Source organism: Hafnia psychrotolerans (genome assembly GCF_014639435.1).
GTDB classification, from domain to species: Bacteria; Pseudomonadota; Gammaproteobacteria; order Enterobacterales; family Enterobacteriaceae; genus Ewingella; species Ewingella psychrotolerans.
In genome coordinates this window covers 80,145-99,393 of sequence record NZ_BMFZ01000010.1, presented here as the reverse complement: position 1 = coordinate 99,393, position 19,249 = coordinate 80,145, and the positions used below count along the sequence as shown (strand labels likewise).

Sequence of the window (19,249 nt, the reverse complement as noted above, 5' to 3'; positions counted from 1 at the left end):
AAAATTGAATGAACAGCCCTTATTGGTTGACGAAAACACGGGTCATTATTTTATTTACTGTCATGCTATTAACCGCTTTTATGCTCATCAGTTGGAGCAGTTACGAAGTCGCTCGGCAGTCCCTAAATAATGAAATTGAAGAAAATATCCTGCCGCTAACCAGTGATAATGTCTATTCAGAAATTCAGCAAGACCTGTTGAAACCCATTCTTATTACATCGTTGATGGCTCACGATACGTTTGTTCGTGATTGGGTTTTAAACCATGAACAGGATCCTGACGCAATGATTCGTTACCTCAAGGAAATAGACCACCGTTTCGATACCGTTTTTTCCTATTTCGTTTCTGATAAAACCTACCGTTACTATGACCCCAAACGCGTCCTCGAAACAGTCTCTGAAAAGGCCCTGCGGGACCGTTGGTTCTTCCAGGTTAAAGCGCTGCCCGCGGACAAACCCTATTCGATTGATGTTCGTCCAGATCCAGAAGATCACACCCATCTTGATGTATTTGTTAACCATAAGGTCGATGACTATAAAGGTGACTTTATCGGGGTTACTGGTATTGGTATTTCAGTGGAAAAGATTAAGGTGCTGATTGAAAAATATGAGCAACGCTATAGCCGGACTATCTACTTTGTAGATAAAAGCGGACAGGTAGTCCTGCACGGGCAATCCTTCCAACGTGCAGCGAATATCAGGCAGCAACCAGGATTAGGCCCACTGACTACCGCTATTCTTACTGTTCCCGGCGGAAGCTACCGATATCAGGTACAGGGTCACCAAGTATTACTCAATACCCGTTTATTACCCGAGTTCGATTGGTATTTGATGGTAGAACAAAGCAATCATCCTCTGGAAAAGGTGCTTTTCATCACACTGCTGAAAAACCTGAGCATCGGCATTGTGGTCAGTGTGCTGTTTTTATTATTGCTATGGCTGACCATCGGCGGATATCAGCGCCGACTGGAGCAAATGGCCACCAAAGATAAGCTCACCGGTGTCATGAACCGCCAGGCATTTGAACACCAGTTCCTGCGTATGCGCTCAAACATGTTGCAACAGGGCAAGCTGGCGAGTTTGACGATAATCGACATCGATTATTTTAAACCCATCAACGATCTTCATGGTCATAGTATTGGCGATCTGGCCATTGAGCATATCGCCAGGCTGATACAAACCTCTCTGCGGTACTCCGACGGCATGTGTCGCTGGGGGGGTGATGAATTTCTGGTGTTGATGCCGGAATGCAACGGCGAACAAGCTGTGGCGCGTATGCGAACCCTGTCCGAGCGCATTGAACAATCACCGTTAATCTCAGGAAACAAAACCATACCGATCACCATAAGCTGTGGAATTGCAGAGATCCAGGGCAAAGAGGAACTGAGATCCTTGGTTGAGCGCGCAGATACTGCGTTATATCAAGCTAAGCGGCAGGGGCGGAATTGTGTCGTGAAAATGGAGGGATAAACCGGCAGGCAGCGGATTGATGGGCCGCCACGATGCCGATACTCATCGTTTCTAGGTTAGAAAGGGTTTTACATCACTAGGTAAAACCCTTTGATTATAGGTGTCATTGACGGCGATTTGCTTCAAATACTGCATATCATCAGCTAATTTTAATTGCTGCCCTGCGCGCGCCAATGCCAATAAAGAATGACGTCTTGCATTGATTCCGAACGCAGAGGGATCCATTTGCGCAAGGGCATGCAATGCTTTTTGCAGGCGAACCTGCACTTCAATCAAGCTAGCACCATCCCGTGCGATTGGCGTAAAAATGTCATCAAACAAATCTCGAGTCTCGATGGGACGAACATACACATGCGGGAAACTGATATCACGGGAGGAGACGCATTCATTGACTTTCCAATAGGAGAGTAATCGTACCGCCCTGCCAATGACATCGATAGCCGTGCCTGGATCGTTTACCGCTGGAGACAGCGCACGCGATGCTATCTCCGAGAGTACACAGAAGCCAAAGCGCGGGTCCTGATCGAATGAACGCTCAGTGCTGATAGTAAATGCGCGCATTAATGGGTCTGTATCCGGCTCTTTGGGTATGGGCTGTATCCACAATATGGGTGTTGCAAGATGGACAAATGCTCCCGGCATAGATGCAACAAAAAATATACTTGAACTTTGTTGTGCACACTCAGAAAGCAATTTCATATCAACATGTTGCACGTAACCAATATCTTTTGCATAAACTGGCCAGGCGTTGAGTGTGGAAATATCCTGTTCGTCCCAATGCCGCCCACCCAAATAGGGCTCCTCTATCCGCTGCACAAGTGCATCCTGAGTGGCCTCTTCCACACGCCGAGTGGTCTCCTCCATGCGGCCAAAATGTGAGAGATGTTGTATCCATCGCAATAACGTCAAAACGATTAGCAAAATGACGGCCAGTGTCACGATAAACAACACGACTCGCCCTTGCTCGCCGTACGCTCCCATGCTCAGAGCAATGATGCCGACCAGGCTGAACACAAAAGAGCCAATGAATGTCGCCAGAACATTCTGCGTCGTGCTGTCTTCAACCAAGAGTTTAGTCGCGCGCGGCGTCACGCTGGAGCTGGCTGCGTTGTATGCTGAAACCATGATGTTCAGCGAGAACGTCGTCACAGCCAGCATACTTGACGCTAATATACCGAGCAGTTTATCAACCGCTTCACTGCCTACCAACCCAGAGAGTGAAGGAGGAATAAAAGACTTAATGCTGATAGACAATAACGCCGTGGCCACGGCCAAAATGGCAAAAAGAGAAGTACGGAACCATAACTTGCGAGTAAATCTCCCAAGTAACCAATGCCATTTCGATGTCATAACGCTTTTCCTTTGTAAGCAGGTCCTCTGCACCTGGAGTAATGTAAGCAACCGTCAGTGGCTGTCCCTGCAACCCGCGCTTTGGGTTAGCGTAATGAATATAAACAGCAAATAATCGTTTATCCTCACAGGAAATCACCAAATTCACAGCACTGCGCTTTTTGCCGCAGTGCTGTGTTTACCTCTACGCCTGCCGTTTGATTGCCGCCATAGTATCAACGAGGCGATGCTTATCTGCGTCACTTAAATACGGTGCGGTCAACTCGCTCAAAATAGCCGACTTGTCCGCCTCACTCAACTTGCCCACCAATAATCTCTGGCTGAGTGAATGAAGTATTATATTGTCTTGGTCTGAGATAATCGTTCTTACCTCATCAAGGCTTCTTGCATGCCAGTCTTTTGGTGGCTGAGATAACCAGTCAGCGAGATAACGATACTGAACGGCTTTCGCCACATCCATCTGAGCCTGGATAAAGGGCACCACTGACTGAGGATCAAGGCCTGCGGCCATCGCATCCTCTGTAGCTAAAGATATCACTTTTTGCTCACGGGCAAGGTTCTCTACCGGTAAATGATGCTCCGCTTTGTAACCCGCGACATCTTTCATCACGAGCAAGCGCTGGTTCATGGCCGAAGAAAATGACGGCAGCGAAACGGCAATGACTGAGTTGGCGAAAACGGATTCAACCATAAATAATGACGATAAAAACAACACAATATAGCGCATAGGGCCTGCTCCTGGGGACAGTATCAACAAAAATTTAGCATACAAATGAAATAATACCGTAGCATTACAATATATATATAAATATCTGTTAACTGGCCTGGTGGGAGCGAAGCTGCAAAATGCGACATCTGGCTTTGTTGAACGGGATTTGAGTAGAAAACTCGCCTGTAAAATGGTTGCCACAGTGGTTACCCATTGAGGATTCAGGGAGTTAGATTGTCACAGGATCAGACTTTTGATGACAGGAAGGTGTCGAGTTTGCTTGCTGATACACTTCCCCTGCTTCCTGATATAACCGATACAGGTCCAACTGAAATTCCGACAAGTAGGGGTTCTACGCCGGAACCGCCGAAATTTCCGTTACCCCAGTTTCAGCCCAGCGACCAACACATCAAGGTCAATAATTTCATTGCTGTTCTGGAAGGTATAATGCCCGTTCAGCAAAATGTGTTGCCAGGCCACCGGCGATATCCGGGGCAGATTCTCAATACCTTTGTCGTTACCCTCTGCTTCCAGTCGCTCCAGTAGTCGTGACAGGATCGCGGAGTTGTAATAAACGATCGCGTTGGAGATCAACCGCCCGCATTGATTACTGATCTCTGTTTCAATGTCATTTTTCCCGGTTAACTCCTTCTTTCCGCCGACTTTGGCGACTGCGGCACGCAGTTGGTGATACGATTCAATCCGGTTCTGGGAACGACGGATATTGCGTTCCAGTTGCGGGTCTCGCAGATACTTCAGCGTGTAAATGCTGCGAACCAGCCGGTCATATTCAAATACCGCCTGCCTTGTCGGATTGGTTGTTGTGTACGTACACAATTTGCGGATCAGCGTTCCCTGCGTCATTTCTTTCAGCCCCAGCGTGGCGACGATGCGATCGAGGTTGCGTTTTTCGCGGATGATAAGGTTCAGGTCTATCTGTCCGGCAGGCTGAATCAGGCAATTTTTATATGCCGATGGGTCTCTGGTGCAGTGCAACTCCAGCAGTTGCTTGTTCAGATCAGTAAAATGAGGTTCAAAGCGAAGGCCAAACCAGTGCAGGATTGCAAAGTTGGCTTTGTTGATACTGTGCATGTCACCGGTGATGGCCGAGGGTTTCACTGCTGAGGTGTTCCGGTACCAGATATCAAAAATATGATGGCCTTCGTAGTCGTTTGTGCCAATCAGGTATCCGTTAATCGGAATATGGTTGCACAGCAGCGTGTAAGCCACCATACCTTTACCGCGACCAAAGTATTTACGCGAATACCTGGCCTTAACTGTCGGACGCTCAACACCAAATTTCTGTCCGTCAACGGCACCATAAAGTGTCTCTGGATCAAATGAATAGAGTGGGAAAACCGGCAGGGCCTCTATTGCATCGGTGATACAGTCATTGGCCGTGAGCAGCGACGCCAGCCGGAGGTACTGTTCGTACGTGGTCTCCAGTACATGGAACGGTATATCGCTGGTTCTCGCCATGACATGATTGCCATGATTCATCGCCTGAGCAACGATGACCGCCATCAGGCTGTCTGCATCGGCTTCTTTTTTGGCATAACGGGGTTGCAGTGGCTTCATGGCGGGGAGGAACCGGCACTGTCCGTTAACAAAGCGGAAAACATCGGTCACATCGCAGAATGGCAGTTGCTCGTAAAAACGCGTCTCCTGTGCCTTATGGCGACTGACCACCGATTTATGCCAGGTCAGTTTCTGCGTTTCTTTATCGTATTCCAGATGTTTCAGTTTCCCCTGCTTCAACTCACGGTTAAACGCTTTCCACTGCCGGTGCAGTTCGGACGACAGCTCCTTTAGCTGCGTTTTAACCGGTTTCTGCAGAAAGGGAATATTCATTTCAGCCAGCACTGCGGCCTGTTCCCCTTCCGGTACAAGTTCATCAGAAAGATGGCGGTGCCGGAGACTGTCGTTGAGGTGGAATTCACCCGACTGAAAACGCTTTCTTATCTGACGATATAACCAGAACTCATAGCGCCCGGCATTCAGGCCTGTGGGTTCACCATCCTCACCGTATTCCAGCAGGTACGGGCGCAGTCGCGCTGGTAACGTTTCTGACGGGCATTCCGCCACCGGTCGCTGCGAAAGCGTCTGCTTTTTGCTGAACACTATTCTTAGCCAGCTCAACGCCTCAGCCCAAGGGCTGTCCTGGACCACACTGGTGAGATCGAGTGACAGATATAATGGTCGCAGGTGACGCCGGATTAATGCCGTCATACCGTCCACGGCCTGCCACTGTAGCGCCAGTTTACTGACGGGTTTTACACTCATCCGCTGTGCGGTACTTTTCAGCGCCTCCCGCGGCATGATTTTCCAGGCGCGACGACGGACTTCGCCAAAGGTGGTGGGATCCGGAACGCTGTCGTCAACATAAAGCGACAACAGACGTCCTATTTTAGAGGTTTCACGCCGGTGTTTTTCCTGCACGTCAGCCATAAGCTGTTTGGCTACGCTGCGGCTCTCATCCTCAAGCTGCTTCATATGGAAAAACATCGCATCCACCAGGTTGTCACTAAACTGGCGATAACGAACCCAGGCATAACACAGCAGGTAAAGACGGGTCTGCTCTGACTTCAGATTGCGGAGATCGTGAACGGTATAGAAATTAGCCAGACTGGCGTAGTACAGCTGATTTTGCTGAGAAATATTCAGTATCGGTAAAATGTCGCAGGCTTTACGGTGCAGCGGCTCCAGTATGGCCCGCTTTTCCCGTTCATGGACCATCTGGCGCCAGCCAAAGTCACGCGCATCCTGCCTGAGGACCGCGAGTCGGGAAAGGGTATCGTCGCGTTCAATCAGTTTGTCCAGACCGGCAATAGTTGCATCATCAAGCTGTTCCGTCAGAATACGTCCCAGCCGTTGCCTTTCATCAGAAAGAACCTTCCTTACCAGCTCCTGGAGAGTGGTGTAACCGGGCCGGATAATTTTATGCGCGTTGAGCCAGATAATCAGCTCGGTGGCGACAAAACTAGGAGTTACATCGCGGTGAACAATGTGGGCAGCCTGTTGCTCAAGTTGTGAAGACAGCGAAGATGCCCACGGCCGGTAACCATATAGTGCGCAGATTTTTTCCCGCTGCGCATAGCGTTCATGCTTAGTAGGAGACTGGTCCGGAAGTGACTCACCATGAAAATAACGGCTCAGGATAAAGTTGCTGTCGTCCGTAACATCACTCCACCCGAAGCGGAAAAACAGGTGTTTGGCTTTAAAGTAAGCGATCTGAAGAATGCAATAAATCTGGGCAGGAAGCCCCTGACGACTACAGGCCAACGCCAGTTCGGATTCATCCAGCGCCAGAAACTCCAGCCGCTGTGCATCATCGAAATCAGGGAGGCCATACAGCGCTTCCTGCTCAGCACTGTTTAAAACCGCCAGTCGTTCACTTTTGCCTGTTGCTGTATCACGAGTTGTCATCCTGACCTCGATTAATCGTGTCCGTAAGAGGATCGTTCAACGGACAGTTAAATAAATTTTCGCATCTGCCATAAATCGCTGCTGAAGTTGTCTCATATAACTGGTACGGTATCAATCTCTTTCATGGCCCCTTAAACGTACACATTTATGACTGAAATACGGATCGGCTATGCTCGGTGCTCCACCGATAAGCAGGATTTGACCGCACAGCAGGAAGCGCTGGTGAAACTCGGTGTTTCACCGGACAGGATTTACCTCGACAAAGGGCTGACCGGTTCAAACCGGCAGAGACCCGGTCTGGACCAGGCACTGGCCGCTGTTCGCAGTGGTGACACACTGGTCGTGCCAAAACTTGACCGTCTGGCCCGTTCGGTACCGGATGCGCGTCAAATTGCCGATGCCCTGCAGGCCAGAGGCGTAAAACTGGCACTGGGAACCAGCATCTATGATCCGGTAGACCCGATGGGTAAAATGTTCTTCAACGTACTGGCCACTTTCGCCGAGTTTGAAGGTGATCTGATAAGGCTGCGCACCCGGGAAGGAATGGCCATTGCGCGTGCGAAGGGAAAGTTACGAGGAAAACAGCCAAAATTATCTGATAAACAACAAAAAGAATTGTGCCGGATGCATGAAACCGGGCAGTACTCGATCAGCGATCTGGCTGAATTATTTTCTGTTTCGCGGCCAACTGTTTATCGAACGCTTGCTCGTAAGGTAGTTGGGTAGGTGTGATTTAATGTAATTTCAGACTTAACAATCAAATTAACTACATTATTTTAGAGGTAAAAATGGATTCGCTCTTAGCGATTTTAGGTGGGGTTGGTTTAGGCGCTATTTTAAAATCAATTGTGGATTATTTTTTAAATAAAAAATCCGGAAGAAATAAAACTCAATATGCCGAAACATGTGATGCATATATCGGGATTCTTTTGGCGTTACATAAGATATCAGTCATAAAAAATCACGAGACATCTAAAGATTTCGGGCTTGCACACATGAAGGTCAAGCTATTTGGTTCAGACAAAGTTGCAAGTCTGATAAGTGAAGCTGTTTATACTGATGATGAAGCTAGGAAAAATGAAATCTTAGAGAAAGACATGATTGATGCGATGAAAGATGATTTACGTAGTAAAAGGACATAATCAAAATCCCTATCTAAAAGGTGACAAAATTTTGGCGGATTACGGCTTACAACCCTATTTCTTAAATACATTGGAAAAAGCTGGCTACCTTGTTCAGATAAGCGATCGTCAGGCTTGAAATGTGGATGTCGAGAAGTTGTAGCGCTTCCACAAAAATCTTATATAATTCAAATTGTAACCTCATATCAAAGTGGGGTTTGTAACCAAATTTGGTGTGGAGAAGGTGACTATGAGTAGACAACGGGTATCAAAAGGTAGTGTTATACCGAAAAAAGAATTCAAAATAGCAACTGTGCTATCTTCCCTTCCTGTTGGTTGTGATTTCGATTCTTTCTTTTCTGAGTTTAAACGTGTCTATCCGAAGGATTGGGAAAGAGTTAATAAGCGCTACCAGGAGCATGAGAGGTTAACAAAACCTGGTAAATCGCACCCGATGGCTCATCCTTTATCTTATATGCGAACTGCATTTCGTAGTTTCCAACAAAATTTAGTTAAAAATTCCATGTCAGCAGCAGATTACTTAGTTTCACTTGAAGAACCTAAAGATAAATATATAGAATCTGAGCCAACAGAAAAAGCAAGGAAAGAAATAATAATAAATAAAAACATCGTATATTCATTTGAGAAAAGAATGCTGGCTATTCATTTGCTTGGAAAATATAAATGTCAGCAGTGTATCGATACCCTGATTGATTTGATGAATAACGACCATATTTTTGATGTGAGAGAGTTAGCTTATGAAAAATTGATTCGGTTCGGGTTAGACGTCGGCCCTCAATTAAAAAAACCTTCACATCACACGGATCCTCAGATAATGCAAAAAATAGCATCGGTAGGTTTTTCCTCTGAGCAAGTGAAAACAAAAGAAGGGTGTGAGCGAGCAATCAACGAGTTCCGTAAAAAGTACCCTATTGAATACGACCTGTACACTCACTCAAAACGCAATCAGTTCAAGGCTTGGTTTAGAAAGCAGATCAGCTAACTCGGAGGGGGGGCACTATTTCCGTTCTCCAAACAGTCCCTTGGATGCGCTAGCAGTCGGGCTGAAATGGCGTAACGGAAATTTCGGCGGTTCCGGCGTAGAACCCCTCTTTGGCCGAAACGTCCGGAAGTATTCGCGCAGCCGGTGAACGTAGGCTTCATCAAACAGCGGCACGATCCGCCGCAGTTGTTCACCGGCTTCCGGACGGCCACGCCCACGGTTGCGCTGTTTCAGGGTTTTGATCACGACGAACGGGCGCGTTCCGTTCTCGAGCACGAAGTCGCTCGGCTTAAGAGCCAGGCACTCGTTTAACCGTGCGCCGGTGTTCCACAGCGTTTCGCCAAAAAGCCGCTGGGTGAGATCCAACAGGTAGGGCAAAAGCTGGCCGACTTCCGGAGCCAGGAGGTAGTGCGGCATACCGACACCGGCCACCAGTGCCATTTTCCGCAGGGACAGCGCGTCCTCGTAGTCGAAAAACGCGCCGGTAACGCTACGTGAATTCTGAGAAAGTTCGTGAGGGATGATGCTCAATTTTTTAATCTCCGCAATCTGCGTACAGCAGCCGGTGATCGGCGGCGATTTTAGGACGTGGGAGACAGTTTGCCGAATTCGGCGGCGGGGATCGACCAGAATAAATACCAAATTGGTGATCGGGTCATTTAGGGAGTTTTCGGGAATAACGGGTAAAAACCTAATTGTTGCAGAGGGGGATTTGGCGGTCAGCAACGCCCCGTTATTGCCGCCAAACCGGATCAGACGGTATGCAAGCCCCTGAATCCAAATACATTATATCGCAGATCATGCAAAAACACCTCACTATGACGTCATCAGGAAATCTCTCCACCTAAAAAGGCATTAAAACACAACATATGGTAGCTGTCGCAGCTGGTCGGTACACTACATGTAGTGTTTTTGGGCGCTGCCTGGCCGGTGTTGGTGAAAGGGGTTAGGTAGTCCTGGTGTAAAGCCTAATCCGGTGAAAACAGTATTGGGCAGTCTAGGGGGAAACCCCAATCCGGACAGCAGAGAGAAAAGCGCGTATCCGGTGAGAGGCCGTAGGGTGATCAGATCAGACTGACGTGGTTAGCGGTATCAGAATCAAGGTCAGTTTTGAGTTGGCTCAGTATAAAGATTTATATAGGGCTGATTCATGCCAACGTCTGAAAATTTAAACGTATTCGAATATAGCTTGATGGGGATTTCACCCTGACCGCAATCTTTACTGGTGAATGCGATCTTCGAGAAATAATCTTTATTTATTAGCGAGGTGTTTTCGAAGTCGCCAAAATAAACACACTGATCACTTTTAAGAACCAGCTGCTTATGGTCGCCTAATTGTCTGGCAGGGAAGGAAGCATTTTCACCTTTTAGAGATATCTGGTCATAAATGCCAAATGTAGAACGAAGAAATAAGCCGTCTTCATTATATTTCATATCACCAATAATATAGCTCGTTGGGCTAGCACACTTCACAGTAACGGAATCAATAACTAACGATTTCTTGCTGGATTTTTCATTATTCAGATCATCTACGTAGGCAACGTTATTGTCACAAATGAATAATGCGCGGCCATTTTTTAAATAAATGGGATAATATGTGGAAGGGGTGTTTGTTTCTGTATTGATAGCATGTCTGTCGTGATAATTAGAGGATGGAAACAGAATCGGCAGAGTATAAAAAACTGATGCACCAACTACAACAAAGATCGGAAGGAGAAATAAAATTATCGGTCTATCATAAACATATTTAAAAAACTTGTTCATTATTTTAAATACCCATTAATATCAGCCAACGTGCAAGGTAGTAGCAGCCGGTTATGAGACAAAAAATCTTACTCATCAATATTTTCAAAATATTTAAGTAAGTTTAGAACAAAAAACATAGCCGCATTAGCAACCACAAAGCACATAAGTACTTTTGTTATAACTGATCCCCAATATATCCAGAGAGGCGATGAATACGAACTGCTAGTGTTGGTAGAAATTACGAGTAAAAACATACAAAAAAATAAAACCATCAAAAAGCATGAAATCAATACTTTGTTTTTTGGCTTATTTGAACGAATCAATTTATCTCTCCATTGTTTGATACATAACGGCTTCATGCTCCTGTTTGGTCATTTTCTCTTCATCGTTTCCCTCTGACCTATCCGGCAAACCATTACCTGCGGCGATCCTGGTTTGCTGTCGGGGTGAAATATCCCACCGCTTAGCCAGTGCCTCCAATTCCCAATCATCACCTTTGACGTTATTCATCTTCTTTTATGAAAAGGTAATGCCAACATGTAAATTCCGGCAACATAAAAGCATACTATAACAATACAACTGGTTATCTCTGTCAGATCATTACTGGAAATAAATTTTAAAATTAAGTCAGGAAAAAAATCCAATATGTGAGTAAAATCCTGAACAAAGTCATTCATGAATTGACCTCAACACTTTGTTAACCTTCAAAATAATTCTGAGTGACTCCCTACACGGTATAACCTCAATTCCGTATCGGTTCTTTGGTATATCAGGAGCAAATCAGGCATTCCGTGGCACTCAAGATAACCGATGTAATTACCAATCAACGAATGTTCCTTATACCTTTCTGGTAGCGGATTGCCTGTTTGAAGAATCGCAATAGTTTCCAAAATAACCTTTTTAGCTTTCTTATTATTTTCATACCTTTTGGCGTCTTTTTTAAATCTACTTTGATAAACAATAGTCAGCATTTTCACCAGCCTAGGTCACGTTTAAGTTCATCAACCGTACCTACGCGGCAAACCTCGACATTATTTTCTAAATCGCGAATGGCTTGTAAGGTCTCCTGATTAGGTTGAAGTAGATCTTTTGGCAGCTCAGCGTTCACAGCTAACCTATTCACAACCATTCGGATCACGGTAGACAGATCCAAGCCTAGCGCTTTCGCGTTGGCCATTGCTGCGGCTTTTGAAGCCGGCGATACTCTTGCGCGAACTACGGTGTCAGTCATATAGCCTCCATATGTAATTCACTTACTGTAGCCACATTGTAGCTACAAGTCAAGCATTCCTAGTTTTAGGCCTACTCATGAACCATTAGAGCAGTGTCCTTGATGCTCCTGAAGGAAGAATTAACTCAAAACGTCCATTCTCTTCCTCATAGCGATGGATATAAGCAATGACCTCTTTATTAAGAGCACAAAAGAGAGAAATCAGTACAGCGATTAACTCCCTAATAAAACCTCGCTCAATAATAATATTACCGTTGGAAATACGAATTTCTTCATTTTTATTGCAAAATCCATTTATCTTTATGGATATTTTGGTTTTTCTTTTATCAATCTCCCCCTCTGAATGCGACAACGTATTTCGTATGAGTTTTATAATCTGCAAATATTGCCAATTTTTGTCTATTTTATCAAAATTAAAACCGGCAGTATGAGTTAGTAATTTTCTAAAGGAATTTAACACATCTCTTTCAGGCCACTTATCGTCGATATCATTTTTTGGCTGTAGCTTATTAACTTCACGACACAATGTTTCGACTTGGCATTCGTAAAAGTTATAGAGTGCTATCAGCATGGTTTTACGATGTATAGGTGTATAAATGTTTTGGAATGTATTGAAATCGAGAGCGTAAGAACCATAAATGTCTTCATGATACTTTTCTTCGCTTTCCTCTAACGCATGAGTTAATGCAAGCCCCACGTCATTGTCACTTGCCTTAAGATTATCCTCAGAATACATATCATAGCTAAGATAATTGTTTAGATCATCCTGCGTGAAATCGCATAGATGTAAAAGTGTAGTGCCAAAAAAATCAATTTTATTTGGGTAGGAAAATTCAGAAGACTCAAGCACAGTTAACTCCAGAGATTGATGCTGATAAGGTTATATCTAAAAGATAAATATTTAATTTAACGATTTTAAAATGCATCTATTCGATTTTCCCTTTATAATAAACCTTACATTAATCATACACAACCTGTACAAAATGAACATAAGTGAAATAAAGAAAAATTATCGTAATGATATTGACGGACTTCGAGCTATTGCTGTTATTTTAGTGATCTTCTTCCACAGTGGCTCCATCATTTTTCCATCTGGATTTATAGGTGTAGATATCTTCTTTGTGATATCTGGTTACCTCATTACAGGCATTATCCTGAATAAAATCCGCACAGATGAATTTAGTCTTTCAGAGTTTTTTGTGCATAGATTGTGGAGGATCCAGCCGGCTTTAATAGCAGTCAGTCTAGTAACGCTTGCCGCTGCAGCAGTCTTTTTTTTGCCAGTAGACTTCATCGATTTTCTGAAAAGCGCGAAATATAACTCCCTTTTCCTTTCTAACCAGTATTTTGGAAAGATGTCAGCGACGTATGCATCACCTGACACGAACATTTTACCTCTCTTACATACCTGGTCACTTTCAGTCGAATGGCAATGGTATCTATTTCTACCACTCTTCGTACTGGCCGGTTCCCTGATTACCAAGCGTTTAGCGCTAACAAAAAATAGGGACCAGAATGATCGCTCTCTGTTGTGTATCTGGGTGGTCGTAACTGCTGCGCTGGCTACTTTTTCTCTGGTATTTACGAAAAATCATCCGGGTGGAACCTATTACTTTCTAACAGCACGCGCATTCGAGTTCACAGCCGGCGGAACGGCATTTCTTCTGACGCGAATTTTCTCTTCTGTGCGGGGTCCAGTTGCAAGCCTGTTAAGCCTTTTTGCATTTGCCATACTGATCGCAGTCTCGTTAAAAAACGGCCTACTCGACATCTATCCGAATGTCTACACGTTAGTAGTGTCCGCAGCTGCCGCTCTTATTCTGTTCTGCGGTCACTATCGCGAAAAGGTCTTAGGAAGTTTGCTTTCAACGCCTCCAGTAACATTCATCGGCAAGCTCTCATATTCACTTTACCTTTGGCATTGGCCTGTCTTTGCTTTTTTCAGGTACATGAACGTTTCTCTTACAGGTATGCAGCTTTTCCTTGCCCTGGGAATTATATTTGCTCTGGCACTTTCGAGTTACTTCCTCATTGAAGCCCCTCTACGTCGCCGGCGTCCATCTCTGAAAATATCGGTAATTCAGCTGGTAATACTGCCGATCATATTGTTCTGTGCGCTTTACCCAGTGGGCAACCGCTATGAAGGATTACCTCAACGCCTGGGTTCACAATACTCGAGCCAGTACATGACGCTCAAAAAATACAGCGACTTGGCAACAAATCGTGAAGAATGCCTTGAAGGTCATCAGGATCCTGCAGAATGCCAGTTTGGAGATTTGAGCAGTAATAAAAAGGGACTTCTGATAGGAGATTCTAATGCAAACCATTTTTGGGGTTTCTTTGATGTGTTAGCTCAGAATGCTCATATTCGAATGGAATCACTCACCAGCTCATCCTGCCTTACTCTCCCAGGAGTATGGCAATACGATTGGTGGAAATATCGTAACGAGCCTTATACGCAATGTCATGAGCATACCGAACACTACTATCGCTTGATAAAAGAAAATCACTATGACTATGTAATTCTCGGCGAAGTTTGGGAAAACTATGCGGGCGGCTCACACCTCATCAATAACGAGGGAGATGAGCGTTCAGATGCACTTACTCAATCAAGAATGAAAAAAGCATTGCAGGATGCTCTCAACAATATCATTGCGTCGGGTGCTAAGCCGGTGATCATCACAACGGTTTACTCTATGCCTACGGGCTATATGGAATGCCACCGCAGCCGGTCAATAGCTAGAGGGCCTTATTCAGAAAGTGACTGTGATACACCAAGGCCAAGAAATGAAGATAACGCTTACACCCATAATCTCTTTGCGCAGATGAAAAAGGAATATCCTACTTTGACGCTGATCGATGTGAAAGACGTCCAATGCCCGGATGGGCGCTGTCTCAGTGAGATAAACACCATTCCGGTTTATCGTGACGTTGGCCATATTACCGATTACGCCTCTTATCATTTCGGCCATGATTATCTCAAGAAATTCGGAAATCCATTCAAATAAACACCTTGTATCATCCCTGGAGGTTGCCATGTATGAAGAAGTAGAACTGAAATGGGTTGTTAGCAGTAACATCAATTTTTATACGAGTGTTTGGGGAACGGTGCTTTTTTGGTTAAGCATACCTGTAGCCTTACTGTCCTACGAGTTAGGAAAAACGATGTTTACAGGCGCCATGTTGCTGCTTGGTGCGCAGCTGCTAAACAACAAAATTAGCATAGGTAAATGGTTGAACTAATCTAACCTTAAAATCATCTATATAGGGGTCCGCTTGGAAAACGGAAAATATCCTACGCTAAGCCTGTTTTTTGTACAGACTGACATCAACTACGCGTAACGGTCGGTATTTACCGGATCCCAGCTTAAGATTATTGCGCCAGATGTAATCTCCGCTCAGGTTGATATGCTCCCAGCCGAGAGGGGACAGGTGAGAAACCAACGGCTCATTAATCTGGATCCTCTTTCGTTTTAGCGATTCGATGGCCCTTTCTATATACACCGTATTCCACAACGTGATCGCCGCAGTTAACAGCGTCAGCCCGCTGGCGCGATAGCTTTGATTTTCCAGCCCCCTGTCTCTTATTTCACCCAACCGATGCATAAAAACGGCCCGCGCAAGCGCATTGCGGGCTTCCCCCTTATTTAAACCGGCTTGCACACGACGGCGCAGGGCCGGATCGCGAAACCAGTCCAGCATAAACAACGTTCGCTCGATACGGCCAATTTCCCGTAATGCTTTTGCCAGGCCATTTTGTTTGGGGTAGCTGGCCAACTTTTTTAACATCAGCGATGCAGTTACCGTGCCCTGCTTGATCGAGGTCGCCAGGCGCAGTACCTCATTCCAGTGTGTCTCAATTTCTTTGAGATTCAGACTGGTCGTGGATATGATCGACTGAAGCCCAGAATATTTTTCCGCCTTTCCATGAATGAATAGCCGTTTGTCATGGAGATCCCGGATCCTTGGTGCAAATGCAAACCCAAGTAGATGCATAAGCGCAAAAACATGTTCAGTAAAACCCGCTGTATCGGTGTAATGCTCCGTAATTCCCAGGTCGCTTTCGTGATAGAGCAACCCATCAAGCACATGGGTAGAGTCCCTGACCCTGCTGATCACTTTGGTATAAAATGGACTGTATTGGTCTGATATATGGGTATAAATCTGCACACCGGGTTCCTGACCGTACTTTAAATTCACCTGTCCAGCATAGCGGCCGTGACTTCCAACTCGAAAATTTTGTCCGTCGGATGATGATGTTGTACCGTCCCCCCATGATGCTGCCAGTGGGCACTTTTTTTGAGCATTCACCAATTCGGCAAGCGCGGCTGCATACGTTTCATCCCTGATGTACCATGCCTGAATGCCTTCCAGAGACGATTTTGTGGTTCCTGGGCAGGATTCTGCCATTTTAGTCAGCCCCAGGTTGATACCATCTGCCAGGATGGTGGTCAGCAACAGCTTTTTGTCTTTTGGTCTGACGTGATTATTTTTGAGGTGAGTAAAGTGGCGGGTAAATCTCGTCCAACTGTCCACTTCATCTAATATCTCGGTAATTTTCGGGTGCGGCAACATGCCGTAAACCAGGTCGGCAAATGGAGATACAGCCGCAGGAACGCTGTTATCGAGAGGCGCGACTTTCACACCTTTGTCCGATATATCAACATCAGGCAAATCACCGGCAATCGCCATCGCATTGACCTCTTCCAGTCGCGACGCCAGCAGTGTCATACGGGAATGAAGGTATTCCTGGCAGTCTGTTGGAATGGCAAGCTGTAACTGTTTCTCTTTGAGTGATTTTTCAAAATCAGCAGGAGGAATGAGGTAATCGTCAAAATTCCTGTAGCGTCGCGATCCTCTAACCCAGATATCACCAGATCGCAATGCGCCTTTCAGCTCATTTAGTACGCAGAATTCATAATACCGGCGATCGATACCCGATGGCGTTATTACCAACTTTTTCCAGCTCTCAGGAATAAACTTTACCGGCGCTGATGGAAGAACCTTGCGGAGTTGTTTGCGATACATTTCTCTGACGGTATCCAGCGCATCACTGAGTGACAGTGCGGCAGGGGCAGCACTGAACTGCAATGCAGACAACAAGCGGGGCGCATATTTACGCAGCGTGCTGTATTTTTCGGTGATCAGATGAAGCGGATCGAAATTATCCTTTCGGGCCAGAAACTGTGTTTCCTCCAGACTGGTGATAAATTCCGGCCAGGGAAGTACGTCTTCTATCGCCGCCCAGGGATCTTCTCCAGACTCCCGCGCGTTTAGCAGCGCCTGGCCAACAGTAAGATATTGCCTTAACTTGCTCTGGATGAGTTTTCCTGTTTTCTGAAGCCGTTCGGCTTGTGTGCGCTTTGCCCTGCTGAACAAGCTGCCCAGGATACGTTCGTGTAGTTCGATAATTTCATCGGTAAGCGTGGCCCTTGCTTCTGAGATAATACAAACCAGCATGGCATAACGACGTGTGCCGGAGAATTTTGCCAAGTCCCTGCTACTCATTTTCCGGCCTTCGCGTGCCAGTTTCAGCAGTCGGTTCTGGTGAACGGAAAGCGTAATACCTTCCGGCAGTGCCAACCCCTCAATGGCATTTAACCGATCAATATGTTGCAGCACGTTTTTACCGTTAATTTTACCTGGGGGCTGAAGCAGCCATGCAAGACGGGTGAGCTGCTCATCACCTGATGCAAGCAGATTGTCGAGTGCTGTTTTATGTCGCTGTTCCAGTTGCGTGGTAAGTGCAGAAAATACGGCTCTGTCGGCAAGCGTAGCGGCTTCAGCAAGGGTTCGCTCCACCACATCAACGGAAGGGAAAATAACGTTGTTGTTGTGCAGCCAGGTGAGCATCTCTTCAGCTAGAATCAGGCCTTTGTCGGTCCGCATGGCATGCGGATATAAATGGCGGATGCTTGTTTTTTGCAGTGACCTGCTGAAAGGCGCTAATCGCAAGTAGCGATAGAGTTCGGCAAGATGCTCCCAACGGGTTTCCTCCCTCGCTGCGTACTCTCGCCATAAATCAGGTTGAAGTTTCAATCTCTCTGCCACCCTGGACATAACGCCATCGTGAGGGAGACTGTTTTTGTCTGGAGTAAAACCCGGTCCCCGCAGATAACAGAGTAAAATGGCAAAGCCCAGGCGGTTAGCGGGTCTCCGGTGTTTGTTGATGAGAACCAGATCCTGCTCACTTAAAAAACACATCCTGGTTAGCAGGATGTCATCATCCGGCACAACCAGTAAGCGTTCTTTTTCATCACTGCTCAGTATCTGTCGCCTTGGCATAAATGCACTCCCTGCATACGGACACTGTCCGCTTGGACGTTCAAAATATACGCATCAAGAACATGCTTTAAGTTTAACAATGCGTATAACCGTTCGTTCTGAAACGCCACACAACCTCGCGGTGTCACGGATGCTCTGTCTGTTTTTAACCCGAAGCTCTATGATTTTTTCATGCAATTGATTATCTGCCTGACGTCCCCGGAATTTACCGGCCACCTTGGCTTTCGCTATCCCTTCCTCTTGGCGCCGGCGACGATCCTGATAGTCTTTGCGAGCTATGGCGGCCAGCATATCAAGCATCATTCCGTTAATAGCCTTAAGCATTACAAGGGTAAACTCATCACCAGCATGTGTTGCAAGAGCCATATGGCTCGTTGGGAGGTCAAGACTGACAACCACAAGGTGTTTTTCCTGGATAAGATGCTTTAGTTTTTGCCAGCCCTCCTCATCCAGGCGCGAAAGGCGATCAACCTGCTCGATGAGAATAATGTCACCAGGTGCAGCATCATCAAGTAGCCGTAAAAGTTCTGGCCGTTGAAGTGATGCCCCGGATACATTTTCGGTGTACCAACTAGCCAGTCGAAATCCTTTTTCTTCAACAAAGGCTTTCATCCTATTTTTTGCTCGGAGAGCATCCTGTTCTTTTGTTGATGCGCGGAGGTAACCGTGAATGTACATTTTTCACCCATTGATGACGTTTAAGTGATGATCATAATGTACGTGACAGATAAGTGATGATCCAAGGGGAAAATGGTGGAACTTTAGGCTATGACATTGGGGTATACATTAATAGCACATTTAATCCGTGATTGACCCTGTTTCAGTTTCGTTTATAGTAATACGCGGTTTGCCCTGGCAGACTTCGCGGCCAGCCTTGAATATCTTCATCTGGTTTATCTGATCCCTGAA

General features: G+C 45.9%; 17 protein-coding genes. 6 read left to right on the top strand and 11 right to left on the bottom strand.

The genetic code is table 11. The features are described 5' to 3' along the window. Positions 1-8 precede the first annotated feature (8 nt). The gene (locus IEV89_RS17215) at positions 9-1,469 is read left to right on the top strand and encodes a sensor domain-containing diguanylate cyclase (protein WP_188474753.1); all 1,461 of its coding nucleotides are present in this window, start codon (positions 9-11) and stop codon (positions 1,467-1,469) included. 51 nt (positions 1,470-1,520) lie between these two features. Here IEV89_RS17215 and IEV89_RS17210 read toward each other — a convergent pair whose 3' ends face one another. From IEV89_RS17210 to IEV89_RS17200, 3 genes are all read right to left on the bottom strand, one after another. Then, positions 1,521-2,819 (bottom strand): DUF2254 domain-containing protein, encoded by a 1,299-nt coding sequence (locus IEV89_RS17210; RefSeq protein ID WP_188474752.1) that lies wholly within the window; start codon positions 2,817-2,819, stop codon positions 1,521-1,523. Positions 2,820-3,003: 184 nt separating this feature from the next. After that, positions 3,004-3,546, bottom strand: a complete 543-nt coding sequence (locus tag IEV89_RS17205; protein WP_188474751.1) for a chorismate mutase — start codon at positions 3,544-3,546, stop codon at positions 3,004-3,006. 360 nt (positions 3,547-3,906) lie between these two features. Next, positions 3,907-6,954 carry a Tn3 family transposase gene (locus tag IEV89_RS17200; RefSeq protein ID WP_188474750.1) on the bottom strand — a complete coding sequence of 1,016 codons (3,048 nt, stop codon included), beginning with the start codon at positions 6,952-6,954 and terminating at the stop codon, positions 3,907-3,909. Positions 6,955-7,101: 147 nt separating this feature from the next. Between IEV89_RS17200 and IEV89_RS17195 the strand changes: the two genes are divergently transcribed. The 3 genes from IEV89_RS17195 (at position 7,102) to IEV89_RS17185 (ending at position 9,078) form a co-directional block, all read left to right on the top strand. Next, entirely contained in the window at positions 7,102-7,680 is a 579-nt protein-coding gene (locus tag IEV89_RS17195) for a recombinase family protein (protein WP_023332878.1), read from the top strand. Positions 7,681-7,742: 62 nt separating this feature from the next. Next, on the top strand, positions 7,743-8,096 hold the full coding sequence (locus IEV89_RS17190) for a hypothetical protein (RefSeq protein WP_188474749.1): 354 nt from the start codon (positions 7,743-7,745) through the stop codon (positions 8,094-8,096). A 229-nt stretch (positions 8,097-8,325) separates the two neighbouring features. Beyond that, positions 8,326-9,078: a HEAT repeat domain-containing protein gene (locus IEV89_RS17185; protein ID WP_188474748.1), complete on the top strand. Its 753-nt coding sequence runs from the start codon at positions 8,326-8,328 to the stop codon at positions 9,076-9,078. Between the two features lie 15 nt (positions 9,079-9,093). Here the strand turns inward: IEV89_RS17185 and IEV89_RS17180 are convergent, their stop codons facing one another. The 6 genes from IEV89_RS17180 to IEV89_RS17155 all read right to left on the bottom strand — a co-directional run bounded on the left by IEV89_RS17180 (position 9,094) and on the right by IEV89_RS17155 (position 12,905). Beyond that, on the bottom strand, positions 9,094-9,804 hold the full coding sequence (locus tag IEV89_RS17180; protein WP_229746513.1) for a site-specific integrase: 711 nt from the start codon (positions 9,802-9,804) through the stop codon (positions 9,094-9,096). 378 nt (positions 9,805-10,182) lie between these two features. Then, positions 10,183-10,842, bottom strand: a complete 660-nt coding sequence (locus IEV89_RS17175; RefSeq protein WP_188474747.1) for a hypothetical protein — start codon at positions 10,840-10,842, stop codon at positions 10,183-10,185. Positions 10,843-11,148: 306 nt separating this feature from the next. Next, positions 11,149-11,334, bottom strand: a complete 186-nt coding sequence (locus tag IEV89_RS17170; protein ID WP_188474746.1) for a hypothetical protein — start codon at positions 11,332-11,334, stop codon at positions 11,149-11,151. 194 nt (positions 11,335-11,528) lie between these two features. Continuing rightward, complete coding sequence (locus IEV89_RS17165) at positions 11,529-11,795, bottom strand: type II toxin-antitoxin system RelE/ParE family toxin (protein ID WP_188474745.1); 267 nt, start codon at positions 11,793-11,795, stop codon at positions 11,529-11,531. Between the two features lie 2 nt (positions 11,796-11,797). After that, positions 11,798-12,055 carry a type II toxin-antitoxin system RelB/DinJ family antitoxin gene (locus IEV89_RS17160; protein ID WP_188474744.1) on the bottom strand — a complete coding sequence of 86 codons (258 nt, stop codon included), beginning with the start codon at positions 12,053-12,055 and terminating at the stop codon, positions 11,798-11,800. Between the two features lie 85 nt (positions 12,056-12,140). After that, positions 12,141-12,905 carry a hypothetical protein gene (locus tag IEV89_RS17155; protein ID WP_188474743.1) on the bottom strand — a complete coding sequence of 255 codons (765 nt, stop codon included), beginning with the start codon at positions 12,903-12,905 and terminating at the stop codon, positions 12,141-12,143. 133 nt (positions 12,906-13,038) lie between these two features. Here IEV89_RS17155 and IEV89_RS17150 point away from each other — a divergent pair, with 133 nt between their 5' ends. Beyond that, the gene (locus IEV89_RS17150) at positions 13,039-15,063 is read left to right on the top strand and encodes an acyltransferase family protein (protein WP_188474742.1); all 2,025 of its coding nucleotides are present in this window, start codon (positions 13,039-13,041) and stop codon (positions 15,061-15,063) included. Between the two features lie 28 nt (positions 15,064-15,091). Then, entirely contained in the window at positions 15,092-15,298 is a 207-nt protein-coding gene (locus IEV89_RS17145) for a hypothetical protein (RefSeq protein WP_188474741.1), read from the top strand. 57 nt (positions 15,299-15,355) lie between these two features. Here IEV89_RS17145 and IEV89_RS17140 read toward each other — a convergent pair whose 3' ends face one another. Together IEV89_RS17140 and IEV89_RS17135 are read right to left on the bottom strand one after the other, a co-directional pair. Continuing rightward, a complete protein-coding gene (locus IEV89_RS17140; protein ID WP_188474740.1) occupies positions 15,356-18,340 on the bottom strand; it encodes a Tn3 family transposase in 2,985 nt (994 codons plus the stop codon). A gap of 54 nt (positions 18,341-18,394) precedes the next feature. Then, complete coding sequence (locus tag IEV89_RS17135) at positions 18,395-19,018, bottom strand: recombinase family protein (protein ID WP_188474739.1); 624 nt, start codon at positions 19,016-19,018, stop codon at positions 18,395-18,397. Positions 19,019-19,249 lie beyond the last annotated feature (231 nt).

Coding starts and splice junctions, on each gene's coding strand:
- IEV89_RS17215 (WP_188474753.1), top strand. CDS start 9: ATGAACAGCCCTTATTGGTTGACGAAAACACGGGTCATTATTTTATTT.
- IEV89_RS17210 (WP_188474752.1), bottom strand. CDS start 2,819: ATGACATCGAAATGGCATTGGTTACTTGGGAGATTTACTCGCAAGTTA.
- IEV89_RS17205 (WP_188474751.1), bottom strand. CDS start 3,546: ATGCGCTATATTGTGTTGTTTTTATCGTCATTATTTATGGTTGAATCC.
- IEV89_RS17200 (WP_188474750.1), bottom strand. CDS start 6,954: ATGACAACTCGTGATACAGCAACAGGCAAAAGTGAACGACTGGCGGTT.
- IEV89_RS17195 (WP_023332878.1), top strand. CDS start 7,102: ATGACTGAAATACGGATCGGCTATGCTCGGTGCTCCACCGATAAGCAG.
- IEV89_RS17190 (WP_188474749.1), top strand. CDS start 7,743: ATGGATTCGCTCTTAGCGATTTTAGGTGGGGTTGGTTTAGGCGCTATT.
- IEV89_RS17185 (WP_188474748.1), top strand. CDS start 8,326: ATGAGTAGACAACGGGTATCAAAAGGTAGTGTTATACCGAAAAAAGAA.
- IEV89_RS17175 (WP_188474747.1), bottom strand. CDS start 10,842: ATGAACAAGTTTTTTAAATATGTTTATGATAGACCGATAATTTTATTT.
- IEV89_RS17170 (WP_188474746.1), bottom strand. CDS start 11,334: ATGAATAACGTCAAAGGTGATGATTGGGAATTGGAGGCACTGGCTAAG.
- IEV89_RS17165 (WP_188474745.1), bottom strand. CDS start 11,795: ATGCTGACTATTGTTTATCAAAGTAGATTTAAAAAAGACGCCAAAAGG.
- IEV89_RS17160 (WP_188474744.1), bottom strand. CDS start 12,055: ATGACTGACACCGTAGTTCGCGCAAGAGTATCGCCGGCTTCAAAAGCC.
- IEV89_RS17150 (WP_188474742.1), top strand. CDS start 13,039: ATGAACATAAGTGAAATAAAGAAAAATTATCGTAATGATATTGACGGA.
- IEV89_RS17145 (WP_188474741.1), top strand. CDS start 15,092: ATGTATGAAGAAGTAGAACTGAAATGGGTTGTTAGCAGTAACATCAAT.
- IEV89_RS17140 (WP_188474740.1), bottom strand. CDS start 18,340: ATGCCAAGGCGACAGATACTGAGCAGTGATGAAAAAGAACGCTTACTG.
- IEV89_RS17135 (WP_188474739.1), bottom strand. CDS start 19,018: ATGTACATTCACGGTTACCTCCGCGCATCAACAAAAGAACAGGATGCT.